This is a genomic window from Sphingomonas sp. S1-29 (genome assembly GCF_026167545.1).
In the GTDB taxonomy this organism is placed as follows: domain Bacteria; phylum Pseudomonadota; class Alphaproteobacteria; order Sphingomonadales; family Sphingomonadaceae; genus Sphingomonas.
Map to the genome: position 1 here is coordinate 1,082,646 of NZ_CP110678.1, position 12,822 is coordinate 1,095,467.

At 64.7% G+C, this 12,822-nt stretch carries 9 protein-coding genes; 3 read left to right on the top strand and 6 right to left on the bottom strand.

The features are described from left to right. The first annotated feature begins 251 nt into the window (after positions 1–251). Positions 252–956, top strand: coding sequence for a response regulator transcription factor (locus tag OKW76_RS05050; RefSeq protein WP_265551697.1), 705 nt, complete (start codon positions 252–254; stop codon positions 954–956). Between the two features lie 106 nt (positions 957–1,062). On the opposite strand, the gene OKW76_RS05055 is transcribed toward OKW76_RS05050, so the two are convergent. The 3 genes from OKW76_RS05055 to OKW76_RS05065 form a co-directional block, all read right to left on the bottom strand. Then, positions 1,063–2,189, bottom strand: a protein-coding gene (locus OKW76_RS05055; RefSeq protein WP_416221844.1) for an IS3 family transposase whose coding sequence is annotated in 2 segments (ribosomal slippage) — positions 1,063–1,937 and positions 1,937–2,189 — 1,128 coding nt in all. Because the reading frame shifts where the segments join, the coding sequence is not laid out codon by codon here. 387 nt (positions 2,190–2,576) lie between these two features. Beyond that, a complete protein-coding gene (locus OKW76_RS05060; RefSeq protein WP_265551700.1) occupies positions 2,577–4,172 on the bottom strand; it encodes an alkaline phosphatase D family protein in 1,596 nt (531 codons plus the stop codon). Positions 4,173–4,185: 13 nt separating this feature from the next. After that, positions 4,186–7,629, bottom strand: coding sequence for a TonB-dependent receptor (locus OKW76_RS05065; protein ID WP_265551702.1), 3,444 nt, complete (start codon positions 7,627–7,629; stop codon positions 4,186–4,188). A gap of 214 nt (positions 7,630–7,843) precedes the next feature. Between OKW76_RS05065 and OKW76_RS05070 the strand changes: the two genes are divergently transcribed. Continuing rightward, positions 7,844–9,100, top strand: a complete 1,257-nt coding sequence (locus OKW76_RS05070; protein ID WP_265551704.1) for a 2OG-Fe(II) oxygenase family protein — start codon at positions 7,844–7,846, stop codon at positions 9,098–9,100. 138 nt (positions 9,101–9,238) lie between these two features. On the opposite strand, the gene OKW76_RS05075 is transcribed toward OKW76_RS05070, so the two are convergent. Then, positions 9,239–9,409 carry a hypothetical protein gene (locus OKW76_RS05075; protein WP_265551706.1) on the bottom strand — a complete coding sequence of 57 codons (171 nt, stop codon included), beginning with the start codon at positions 9,407–9,409 and terminating at the stop codon, positions 9,239–9,241. A 297-nt stretch (positions 9,410–9,706) separates the two neighbouring features. Here OKW76_RS05075 and OKW76_RS05080 point away from each other — a divergent pair, with 297 nt between their 5' ends. Beyond that, positions 9,707–11,032, top strand: a complete 1,326-nt coding sequence (locus tag OKW76_RS05080) for a Gfo/Idh/MocA family protein (RefSeq protein WP_265551708.1) — start codon at positions 9,707–9,709, stop codon at positions 11,030–11,032. A gap of 132 nt (positions 11,033–11,164) precedes the next feature. On the opposite strand, the gene OKW76_RS05085 is transcribed toward OKW76_RS05080, so the two are convergent. Both OKW76_RS05085 and OKW76_RS05090 read right to left on the bottom strand, forming a co-directional pair. Then, positions 11,165–11,428 (bottom strand): hypothetical protein, encoded by a 264-nt coding sequence (locus tag OKW76_RS05085; protein WP_265552771.1) that lies wholly within the window; start codon positions 11,426–11,428, stop codon positions 11,165–11,167. Between the two features lie 761 nt (positions 11,429–12,189). Next, positions 12,190–12,798, bottom strand: coding sequence for a DNA-3-methyladenine glycosylase (locus OKW76_RS05090; protein ID WP_322740111.1), 609 nt, complete (start codon positions 12,796–12,798; stop codon positions 12,190–12,192). Between the last annotated feature and the right edge of the window lie 24 nt (positions 12,799–12,822).

The following is a 12,822-nucleotide window of genomic DNA, read 5'->3' on the forward strand; positions in this document are numbered from 1 at the left end:
TCGACACTTTAGGGTCGATCCATTTCGGATTGAATTTACGTTTTTTTTACCTATTGTTCAGCCCGTCGGGTCCGAGTCGCATTGCGTATCGGTGATCGGGAACAAATGGCTTCGTCGCTTGGCGAACGGGACAAAAGGGAACGCCCTTCACCCGAATTCATGGCCGCCAAAGCGTCGCTTTTGCATGTCGCAAAGGCACCCGCTTGTTTTTGATCACTATGTTTTGACGGTTCAGATCAAGCGAGAGTATCATGTCCAAGCCGCTATCTGTGGTCCTAGTTTGTCAGGGTTCACTGTTCTGCGAAATGATCGGTAAAGCGCTAAAGGCCGAAGGGATGACTGTATCGGCGTCGACACGAAATTTTCAGGTGGCCGCCAAGACAGTCGTCAATCCGGCCGACGTCGGCATCTATGTGGACACCCACCATTCCGCCGATGGTGAGCAGCTAGCTGCCATGGCCGCGAATGTTCCAGTTGCAAACTGGATCGTAATGCATGACGAAAACGATAGCGATTTCTATTCGGCAATGGTCGCTCGCGGCAAGCCGGCCTGCAGCGTTCCGACCGATCTTTCTTGCGAAGCGTTGGGTCATCTCGTGGCCCTGGCGGCTGAAGTTCCTAGGATCTGTATCGGAGAGCAAAACGGCATCATCCGATACCAGTCCCGCAGCAAAGCCATCTTAACCGCAAAGCTTGATCGTGGTCAGAAGGAATTGCTGCAATTGATTTCGCAGGGCATGTCGAACAAGGAAATTGCGCGCGGCATAGCTTGCACCGAAAATACCGTAAAAATGCGCGTACGTGCATTGCTCACGAAGCTTGGTGTGGCAAACCGTACGCAGGCAGGAGTGCTTGCGGCCTGGGCCGAATGCATAGGGTGCTCTCAGCCGAGCGAGGCTCAAGCATCGGGATTGTATCGGCGCCGGAAGGACGATCAGGCATCGCTGTTCAACTGAGCACATTACTCGTGGCGAATCTGGACGCCGTCGCTGATTCAACTGAGTCTGATCCTGTTACCTCTGAAGATTAGCGGCCGTGACGTGCTCCCCAAAGCTCCTCCACTCATAAGTAGAGTCCGGGGCTGCCAGGGTGCCCTGGCAGGTGGGGTTGTGCAACTCGCCTGGCAGCATCGGCGGGCGTCAGCCCGCCTATCCCGCTATGCGGCCGCACATGGTTGTAGTCGTCGCGCCATGCCCGCAGCACTGACCGGGCATGGCTGAGCGAGGCGAACAGCGTTTCGTTCAGGCATTCGTCGCGCAAGCGACCATTAAAGCTCTCGACGTAGCCGTTCTGCTGCGGCTTGCCGGGCGCGATATAGTGCCACTCGATCTGCCGGTCTTGCGACCAGCGCAGGATTGCCAGACTGGTCAGCTCGGTCCCATTGTCGCTGACGATCATCAGCGGCTTGCCGCGCATCGCGATGATCGCATCAAGCTCACGTGCCACGCGAGCACCCGACAGCGACGTATCGACCACCAGCGCCAGGTTCTCGCGCGTGAAGTCATCGACAACGGCAAGGATGCGGATACGCCGGCTGCACACCAGCGTATCACTCACAAAGTCCAGGCTCCAACGCTGGTTCGGTCCTTGCGGCAGCGTCATCGGTGCCCGCGTTCCCATCGCTCGCTTGCGGCCCCGCCGACGCCGCACACGCAGGTTCTCCTCGCGATACAGCCGCAGCAGCTTCTTGTGGTTCATCACGATGCCCTCGCTGGCCAGCATGATCCCCAGACGCCGATAACCGAACCGGCGACGTTCCAGCGCGATCTCGCGAAGACGCGACCGCAGGTCGCCATCATCACCACGCCTATGCGCATAGCGCATCGACGATCGATCCACGCCAAGGATGGCACAGGCCCGACGCTCGCTGATGCCGAAGAGCTGCCGAACATCCTCGACAGCCCTCCGACGAACGGCAGGCCTCACCAGTTTTTTGAGGCAACCTCCTTCAGCACCGCATTGTCCAGCATCGCATCGGCCAACAGGCGCTTCAGTCGCGCGTTCTCGTCCTCAAGCACCTTCAGCTTGCGCGCCTGCGACACGTCCATGCCGCCATAGGTCGCCTTCCATCTGTCGAACGTCGCACTGCTCACGCCGTGCTTGCGGCAAACGTCCGCCGTCTTCGATCCAGCCTCCTGCTCCCGCAAGATCGCTATGATCTGCTCCTCGGTAAACCTGCTGCGCTTCATCGTCGTCCTCCTTCATGAAGGACTCTAGCTCAGACTGGCGGAGTTTCAGGGGAGCACGTCAGCCGCCGCTGCGTTCAGGCGCCCTGGCCCGTGTGTGATCGCGGCATTCGGTACCAGGATCGCCGGCAACTACCCCACCTCGATCGTCGATTACGGTAGCAACGTGATCATCGGCCAGCCCTTCGACCTGCTGGTGCTACCGAAGCTGGTGGGGGCAAACGCCGGGCAAAGCCTTGGGCATGGTAAGGTTGGTTCGACGCCCCGTTCCTATGGTCAACACGCGATTCGAGGCAACGTGGACCGGAACCGTGCCCTCGGTCCGGCAATTCGGATCGGGTATCGAGCCACGCGGCCTGTGCTGCCTCGCCGTTCCGCCGCGCTTAGCGGTCACCCCATCTGCAGCCGCGCAGCCCCAGCCTCCACCACCAGCTTCTGCCGCGAACTCGCGATCCCCTTGCGGTCGCTCACCTGGTCCATGACGATATAGTCGGTCTGCCAGCGCTCGCCGTCGACGTCGCACATCAGATACCCGCGCCGCGAGTTGTGGAATTTGAGCTGCGGGTTGACCTTCTGGATCTCGACGGTCTGCGGTCGCTGGTCCTCGCCATCGCCGCCGCTGGTGATCGAGGTCGCGACGAACTCGGTCGCGATCGGGTCGCGGCCGGGGTTCTTGCCGTCGATATGCAATTCGCCGGCATAATTCTGGTGCTCGTCGCCGGTCAGCACCACCGCATTGGCGATCCGCCGGTCGCGCAGCCCCGACAGCAGCCGCTCGCGCGGGACGCGATAGCCCGCCCAGCTATCGAGGTTCTCGGTCGTCTCGGGCCCCGGATCGCGGTCGAGGTCCATCACCATCACCTGCTGCGCGAGCGCCTTCCACTTCGCCTTCGACCCCGATAGATTGGCCATCAGCCAGTCGTGCTGGCGCTTGCCGAGCACCTCGGCACGGGCCTGCGAAATGTCGGCACAACCCGCACCCCAGCGATCGCCGCAAGGCTGGTCGGTACGATATTGCCGGGTGTCGAGCAGGTTCAGGTCGAGCAGATTGCCGTAGCGCGCCTGGCGGTACAATTGCATCGACGGCCCGACCGGCAGCGACGACGCGCGCAGCGGCATATGCTCGTAATAGGCCTGCATCGCCATCTGGCGGCGAAGCGCGAAGATCGGCGCCGGGGTGCCATCCTGATCGAGCGAATCGACCCAATTATTGTCGATCTCGTGATCGTCCCAGGTCACGAACCAGGGCGCTGCGGCGTGCGCCGCCTGCAGGTCGGTGTCCATCTTGTACTGCGCGTAGCGGCGGCGATAATCCTCGATCGAATATATCTCGCCGCCGAAATGCTGGCGGACGCTTTCGACCGGGCCGTCGGGGCCATTGCGCAGGCGATTGCCGCGGCCTTCGTAGATGTAATCGCCATAGCAGAACACGAAATCGGGGTTCTGGCTGGCGAGATGACGGTGCGCGGTGAAATAGCCCTGTTCGTAATTCTGGCACCCTGCGACCGCGAAGCGCACCCGATCGAGCGGCGCGCCAAAGGCGGGCGTCGTCATCGCACGCCCGGCGCCGCTGCGCTCGCGCCCGGCGACGAAGCGGTACCAATAGGGGCGCCCAGGCTGTAGCCCCGCGACCTCGACATGCACCGCATGGCCGAGTTCGGGGCGGGCAACCGCGACGCCCTTTTGCGCCACGGTCTGGAAGCGCTCGTCCTCGGCGACTTCCCACGCGACCTCGACCCCCGCCGACGGCATCCCGTGATCGAGCGCGAAGGGATCGGGGGCGAGCCGCGTCCAGATGACGAACCCGTCGGGCGCGGGCTCGCCCGAGGCGATGCCTAGCTGGAACGGATAGGTCGAAAAGACCGGATCGGCGAGCGCGCGCCCCGCCCAGGGCAAGGCGAAGGCGGTGACCGCGCCGGCGCCGAAGCACCGGAGCAGATGCCGCCGCGACAAATCCAGGCGGGTCGTGCGCTGCCGATCGGTCATGGTGTTTGTGTCCTTAGAACGAATAGTTCACGCCGACCTGGATCCGCCACAGCGAAGCCGAAGTCGTCACGTCGTTGTCGTCGTTCGGGTTGAAGTTCGAATAAACATAGCGGCCCTGCGGATCGACCGCCCCCGTCAGCACCGGGATCGATGTGCCGCGGCTGCGACGGATGTTCCAAGCACTGTCGAGAATATTCAGGAAATTGTCGAAATCCGCATAAACGCGCAGCTTATCGCCTACCCCGAGCAAGCGGCCCGGCCCAGGCAGTTCCTGGCTGATCCGAAGATCGAGATCATAATACCAGTCGTTGCGGCAGGTGTTGCGCGATATGCTGCGGCCCCGCGCCTTCGACAGGCATTCGTCTCCCGAAATATACGCGTCGAGCGCGTCGCGGGTAGCATTCGCATTCAACTGCGTCCCGGTGCCGTTGATATAGACGACATTAGGATCGGTTGGCCCCGTTGGGACATAGAGCAACTGCCCCGCACCCGATTGTTCGTCGGCAAAACGTACCGCAGTGTTCGTGGCAGTCTGGTTCATGGTTGCCGGGAGCAGCAAGCTCGGCTGATTGAACGTGAAGCTGTACGGCGTGCCCTCGCTGGCGAAGAACGCGATGCCAAACTGCGTGGCATAGTCGCCGACGAACTTCTCGCTGAAGTCGAGCCCGAAGGTGATGTTGTGCCGCGTCTCATATTCGGCGGTCGCGGTTGCCACGTCCTGCAGATCGAACACCGCCGCGCCGTCGAAATTGCCCGTTGCAGCGGTGCCGTTGTTGAAGCGGTTGTTCTTGGCGTTGTTGTACGCATAGCCAAGGTTGAAGCGCGTCTGGCCACCCGCGGTCAGCAGCCCCGGGAAGGTCTTTTGCAGGATCGCCGACACGGTGTGCGCGTTATAGCTGCGACCGTTCGTCAGCTGCAGTTCGTCGTCGCGCGTTCCGCCGAAGCATTGCGTGGTGACGTTGCTATACTGTGGCGGCGAACCGCCGCCGCCTAGCAATACCGCATCGCAGCCGCTGCGGCTGGGATCGATCGCCCGATAGATCGGCCGACCGTCGATGCTGTACCCGTTCAAGCCGAGCCGGGTATCGACGACCTGCGACAGATCGACCAAGCTGATCGGGTTGCGGAAGCGGCTATAGATATAGTCGAGCTGGATGCTCCAATCGTCGAAGAAGCCGGTGCCGACGCCGAAGCGCGTCCGAAGCCCGATATTGGCGCGCAGCACGGTCGGCTGGGCGAAGTTCGGATCAACCGACTGGGTGTCGGCGGTGCCGGTGCTCGCCTGGCGCGCGGCATCGTTGCGGATGCACTGCGGCACCCCGGTGAAGGTGCCACCCTGCAGCACGTTGATGCGCGCGGCGCCGCAGGTGCCGCCCTGCGCTGCGGTCGTGCCCGTCGAGCCGAAGCCGAGCGCGATGCCGTTGTTCTGGAAGGCGTTCGAGAAATACACCGCGGGATCGCCACCCGAAAAGATGCCCGCGCCGCCCTGGATCACGGTGCGCGACAGGAAGCCGTCATTCTCGAAATCATAAGTGAAGCCCACGCGCGGCAGCACGACCGGGTCGAACTTGCTGAACGGCACCGAATTGCTGAAGCCGTAGCGGTCGACGAAATTCGGGTTGTTGGTCGGTGCATCGCCATCGAACCAGTCGACGCGGACGCCGCCCAGCACGCTCAACTGCGGCGTCACCTGCCAATCATCCTGCGCGTAGAAGGTGTAGATCGAGCGCGACCAGATCGCGGTCGCGTCGTTGATGTCGCCCGATGCGGTGAAGTTGCCATAGGCGCCCGCGCCCTGCCCCCCCAGGATCGCCTCGGCATTGGGGTTGGTGTTGGTGCCGCCCGACAGCAGCCCGGCGCGCAGATCGGCGATGTTGGCGAAGGTCAGCGTGCCGGTGGTGTTCTGGCCGAACAGGTTCAGCACGTACAGATGGTTGAGTTCGGCGCCCAAGGTCAGGGTGTGGTTGCCCGCGGTCAGGCTGGCCTTCGCCTTGGCCTGGGTGATTTCGGTGAGCAACTCGTTCGAGGTGCGCGAGAAACCTGGGCCAGCCAGAAAGCTTCCCTGCTCGTCGCCATTCTGGATACCGACAACGATGCGGGGGATCGGATTGTCCGACTGCGCCTCGCCGCCACCGACCGGGCCCTGCACGTCCTGCACCTTGGCGTGCGACACGCGAAGTTCGGTGGTGAAGTTATCGGTCCAATTTGAATACAGGCGTCCAGCATAATAATCCGAGACGGTGCCTTCGGATTCGAAGCTGTTGATGCCGGTTGCAACCGTGTTGCCTAGGCCATCGGGCTCGGTATTCTGTTCCTCGAGCCGCTGATACGACACTTCGAGCCGCTGGCCGTCGGTGATGTACCAGTCGAGCCGGCCGAAATAACGCTGGCTGCTTTCGGTCAGGTCGCGCGCGATACCGCCGCTGTCGATGCCATAGACGTCGCGGACGATCGTCGAGACTTCGTTGAACTGCGCCTCGGTGATGAATTCCTGCTCATTGGGGAACCCTGCCCCCAGCGGCCCGAGATTCTGCGTATCGCCGAGCTCGGTCTGCTCATAGCCTGCGAAGAAGAACAGCCGGTCCTTGATGATCGGACCCGACAGCGTGCCACCGAAGCGCTTCTCGCTGCCGCTGACTTGCGGGAAATCCTCGCCATCGATCTTCGACCCCAGCAGGCTGCCATCGGTATAGGTGAAGAAACCCGAGCCGTGGAACTTGTTCTCACCCGACTTGGTGACGACGTTGATCGCGCAGCCGGTGAACTGGCCATATTGCACGTCATAGGGCGCGAATTCGACCGAAGTCTCGCGGATCGCGTCGAACGGCAGCGGCAGCGTGTTGCGCGACGCAAACGGCGTACCGTTCAGGCCATAGGTGTCGGTCTGGATCGCACCGTCGACGGTGAAGGTGTTCGACCGGTCGTTGCCGCCCAGGCACGAGATGCGATCGACTTCGTTCGCGCGATCGAGCCGCACGCGCGGATCGAAGCGGATGATGTCGCGGATGTCACGCGTGATCGAGGGGAAATCCTGCAGGTCTTCGGTGCCGAACGACTGGCCTGGCCCGATCGCGAGCTGGGTCTGCTGCGCCCGCGCGCCGGTGACGACGATCTCGCCCGCGCCTTCGACCAGCGCGAAGTTGAAGCTGGTGTTGCCCTGGAGATCGATGAACGCCTGTTCGATCGTCTGCCCTTCATACCCCGCCGCGGTGACCGCGATCGTGTAGGGGCCGCCGGTGACCAGGCCATCGGTGCGGAAAGCGCCGGTGTCGTTCGCCGTCAGTGTGCGCGAAGCACCGGTGCGCGTGTCGGTGACGACCACTTCGGCACCCGGCAGCGCAGCGCCCGCGGCGTCGCGGACCGACCCTTCGATCCCCGAGGTGATCTGCTGCGCCGAAACGGCAACAGGAGAGACGAGCGCGGCAATGGCCGCGCCCACGAACAGCGTGTGGCGCATGATTATTCCCCGATTATGGCAACGCAAACGGCTCTGGTCGGCCGCTGTCGCACGCCCATTGGGGACCGCGGATTGCGCTTTGATGACAGCGCGCGGACAGTTCGATGAAACGCGATGGGATGATGTGCCGTATTGACGGGGGCTGGCCGGAAATCCGAGTCGGCGGCACGTGCTCAGGGTGGCTGCCCGCCATCGTTCTTGATAGCGCCGCAAGATGAGCAGCCCGATCGACACCCCCGAACCCAGCCTGCGGGCGCACGCGCTGGCGGCCTATTCGCGCGGCGATGACGATGCGGCAGGGTTGGTCGCAGCGGCGCTCGCCGCCGATCCGCTCGACGGCGGCGTGCTGATCGCCGACGCCACGCTGGCGTTGGAACGACAAAGCCCCAATGCGCTCGACCGCTTGATCGCGATGCTGGCGCGCGCGCCCGACTGGATCGACGGGCATGTCGCATTGGCGCGGCTGCGCTGGGGCGCGGGCGATCGCGATGGGTTCGCGGCATCGATCGAGCAGGCGCTACGCGTGCTGCCGCGCCATGCCGGGCTGTGGATGCGCTACATGGAGCTGCTCGCGGAGAGCGGGCAGCCGTTGCGCGCCGCCGATGTCGCAGCCGATTTGCGCCGCCGCGGCGGCGACGTGCCCGCGCTCCGGCTGATCGAAGCGCGCCACGCCGGCGCCGCGGGCGCGCTCGATCGTGCCGGAGCATTGCTCGATGGCTTGGACGCGATACTGCCCGGCCATGCCGCGGCATCGGCGCGCTACCGGCTGCAACGCGGTGACGCGCAGGCCGCGGTGCCAATGCTCGACCGCGCGCGCGCAGCCGATCCAGCGGACATCGGGTTGTGGGCGCTTACCGAACTCGCCTGGCGCGCGACCGACGACCCACGCCACCGGTGGTTGATCGACCCCGGCACGATGATCGCCGCGGTCGACGTCGTTGCCGATGCCGATACGCGCAGCAGCGTGGTCGAGACGCTGCGCCGATTGCATCGCGTCGGCTGGCCGGCGCTCGGGCAAAGCGTCCGCGGCGGCACCCAGACGCGCGGCAACCTCGCGCTGAACGCCGAGCCTTCGATCGCGCTGCTGTTCGACAGGCTGAGGCCGTTGCTCGCCGAACAGGCCCGGAACGTACGCGCGGCCGACCCCGACCACCCGCTGACGGGGGTCGCTGGCGAGATCAACGCCGCATGGTCGATCCGGATCGAAGGACCCGGGCATCACGTCGCGCACGTCCATCCGGGCGGCGCGCTCAGCTCAGCGCTGCACCTGACGGTGCCGCCGGACACCCGCGGCAACGAAGGCTGGCTCGAACTCGGTCGCCCGCCGGCAGACATCGCGCTGCCGCTCGAACCCCTCGTCAGCTTCGCGCCGGTGCCGGGGCGGATGATCCTGTTTCCCAGCTTTCTGTATCACGGCACCGTCTCGTTCGGGACCGGCGAGCGCCTTACGGTAGCGTTCGACGTCGCTTGACGCGCCGTGACAGTTCGACGGGCAGACAGCATAACGCCATGATCGCCGGTCATTATAGCGAAATCATTCAAACCCTGACATTCTTCACCAAGACTGCCCTGCTTAGTCACGCCACTAGGTTGGGCCGAGGTCTGGTTTTTAGCGGCTTATCTGCGTTAATGCTCGCCCGACCTGATCAAGATAGATCACTTCTTCATGCAGAAAGTGCCCGCCGATGCCAGCAGCGTTGCGATCCTCGGTTCGGTGATCAGCCAGGGACGCAGCCTGAATCACGCGAGGGTGGCAGAGGGGATCGAAGCGCTCGATCAAGAGAACCTATTGCCGGCTTCTGTTGTCCATTCTGAGCGGGGTTATTGTACGGCAAAGCCCTCCCCTCCTCACGGGTGCCAGCCTTTGGTCCCGCCATTTCTCGAGAGGAACGACTGGCCGCCTGACGCGAACGTGTACCTCGGGCCGACCGATGCGGCGAGGACGCCGCTGCGCCCCCGTCCCCGGCGCGGCGCTCCCCCTTAGCGCGCCCCGAGGGGCGGTCCGCGCGCTTCCGGGGCCTTGCGACATGATGCTTTCGCGCTACCAAGGTCGCAACAATAATTCAGGGGGGACCAAATGACCGCCAACTTCGATCGCCGCGCGCTGCTTGCCGGCGGCCTCGCCGCATCGGCCGCGACCGTCATGCCCATCAGCGAGGCGTTCGCACAGCGCAGGCGGGGATCGGCCAATGACAAGGTCCAGGTCGGCTTGATCGGCTGCAAGGGCATGGGCTGGGCGGACCTCACCGCGATGTGCAAGGGTGCCGATGTCACCCCGGTCGCGCTGTGCGACGTCGATGCCAAGGTCCTCGCCGAGCGCGGCGCCGAGCTCAAAAAGGCCTCGGGCCGCGCGCCGAAGCTTTATGGCGACTACCGCCAGATGCTCGACGACAAATCGGTCGACGCGGTGATCATCGCCACCCCCGACCACTGGCACGCGCTCCAGCTCGTCGACGCCATGTCGGCGGGCAAGGACGTGTATTGCGAAAAGCCGCTCGGCAATTCGATCGCCGAATGCCGCGCCATGGTCGCCGCCAAGCAGCGCCACAACCGCGTCGTCCAGGTCGGCCAGTGGCAGCGCAGCAACCAGCATTGGGCGGACGCGATCGCGCATGTCCATTCGGGCGGCATCGGCCGCGTGCGCAAGGTGAAGGCCTGGGCCTATATGGGCTGGATGAAGCGCGTCGCCCCGCAGCCCGACCAGGCGCCGCCGCCGGGCGTCGACTATGACCGCTGGCTCGGCCCGGCGCAGCTGCACGCCTTCAACCCCAACCGCTTCCACTTCAGCTGGCGCTGGTATTGGGACTATGCCGGCGGCCTGATGACCGATTGGGGCGTCCACCTGATGGACATCGCGCTGCTGGGGATGAAGGCGCAGGTGCCCAGTTCGGTCAGCTCGCTGGGCGGCGCGTATGGCTATCCCGACTCGGCGATGGAGACCCCCGACACCCAGACCGCGCTGTTCGACTTCGGCGCCTATTCGGTCGAATGGGAGCATGCGGTCGGTATCAGCCATGGCCCCTTCGGCGGCCATGATCATGGCGTGGCCTTTGTCGGCGAGACGGGCACGTTGGTGGTCGACCGCAGCAAATGGTGGGTCTCGCCCGAGATGAGCGACGGCAAGCCCATGACCCCGGCAATTCCGGTGACCCAGGCCAAGGACGACGGGCTCGATCGACACACCGCGGACTTCATCGCCTGCGTGAAGGATCGCACGCGCACCCCCGCCTGCCCGATCGAATCGGCGGCCAACACCGCCATCGTTTGCCAGATGGGCAACGTCGCGTGGCGCACCGGTCGCAAGGTCGAATGGGACGCGGCGGCGGGGCAGTTCAAGGGCGACGTCGAAGCGAATGCGCTGATCACGCCGCGCTACCGCGCGCCTTACCGCCTGCCCGTGTAGGCAATTTTAGTGGCGGGCGGGGGAGTACCCCCCGCCCGCCAGCATTGCACGCGGCGTTTCCGTGCAAGCGGCGAGCTGTCGGCGTGGCCCAGCATCCTGCCCCGCTCGCCCTTTGGAACGAACGCCACGCCGCTAATGCCGCCAGGATGTAGGCTGCACGCGGCGATCATCGACATGCGGCACGCCGTTCGCGCTGCTCCGAAGCGATGACCAGATCACGCGCGTCGAGAGCGGCAACCAGCGCGGGGCTTCGCTCTCGAACCTGACGCGCGTCCGCAGCGCCGCCCGCACCGTTGCCAAGACTTCGCGGGCGCTGCAGGGCTTCGCGAGATAATAGCTCGCGCCAAGCTCGAGGCCCAGGATCCGATCGGGCTCGTCGCCCAAGGCGCTCAGCATCACGATCGGCGGCGTCGGGCGTTGAGAAAGGCGGCGACAGATCGAAATGCCGTCCTCGCGCCATCATCACGTCGAGGATCACCAAGTCGACTGGCGCGCGTTGCAGCGTCTGGTCCATCTCGGCGGCATTGGCCGCCCCGGAGACGCAATAGCCCTCTACAGCGCATCGTCAGCAATGCGCGAAGCTCGGCGGCGGCGTCGTCGATCAGCACATGCGATGGCGCTTCGGCGGTCGCGAACAATGGCTCCTCTTCAATCATCGACGAGGCCGATGTCGTCAACGCACAAGGCGTCACCCTTGCTTTCACTTCCCGGGGAGCGGCGCCCAGCATGCGACTTTAGCGAGCGATCGGCCCGGTCAAGGTAAAGTTCCCGAGCGCCCAGGCACTCGCACCGGCAAAAAGGGCGTTGGACGTGCCGCGCCAAATCCCAGGGCCGGTTTTTGCCGGCGCGCCAAAGGCTTGGCCTTGCTCGTTCGCGACCGGGCTCCAAGCCGCCGCCGGCCATGTCGTCAAAGCCGATCCGACTTCAGCAGAGCAGCACGGGCAAGGGCATATCCCTGGTTGGAGCGGTGCGACGGCCTGGCGGCCTTACCGTCGAACTTCGGGGGGAGCAGCTTCGACGATGAGGGCGCGACAAACAACGACACTCGGCGCTTGGGCCGGGTACCGACCCGTCTTGAGCCCCAATATGTCCAGCGAATTTCCCGGTGCCATTTGCAATACGCCATCGCAAAACCGGCGGGGCAGGTCGCCCCTTCGTCACTGTGGACGGCTCAGGAATTTCGATCCTTTGGCGCTGTAGCGCCATGGCAGATCGGTGCCGCGCGTGATGCCGATCCGCGGGCCGGCGACGACCGGCTGCAGCCCGGAGGCTGCGAAGAGTTCGAAGGGCGGGCGATCGAGGGGCACGTGGTTCGCCGACCCGTCGATGCCGAGCGCCTGGCAGAGCCGACCGGGGCCCGAGCACAACCGCCGCGGATCGGTGAGGCTGCGCCGGCGCGCCATCTCGGCCAGCCCGGCGGTGGGTTCGATTGCGCGGATCAGCACCGCGCTGCCCTCCCCCTCGGCCCCGCAGACGAGGTTCAGACACCAATGGATGCCGTAGCTTCGATAGACATAGGCGCGGCCGGGTGGGCCGAACATCGCGGCGTTGCGCGGGGTCGCGCCCTTGAAGCTGTGCGACGCCGGATCGGTCGCGTCATAGGCTTCGGTTTCGACGATGATCCCGCCGACGCCGTCGAAACGCAGGTCGGCGCCGATCAAAGCGCGCGCCACGATGTTGGCGTCGCGAGCGAAGAACGCGGTGGGTATCGCGGGGCCGCAGGGGTTCGGGGCGGATGCTGGCGCTGGCATCGCGCCGCGTAGCATGGCGACGGCGCCGCCGATACGCGG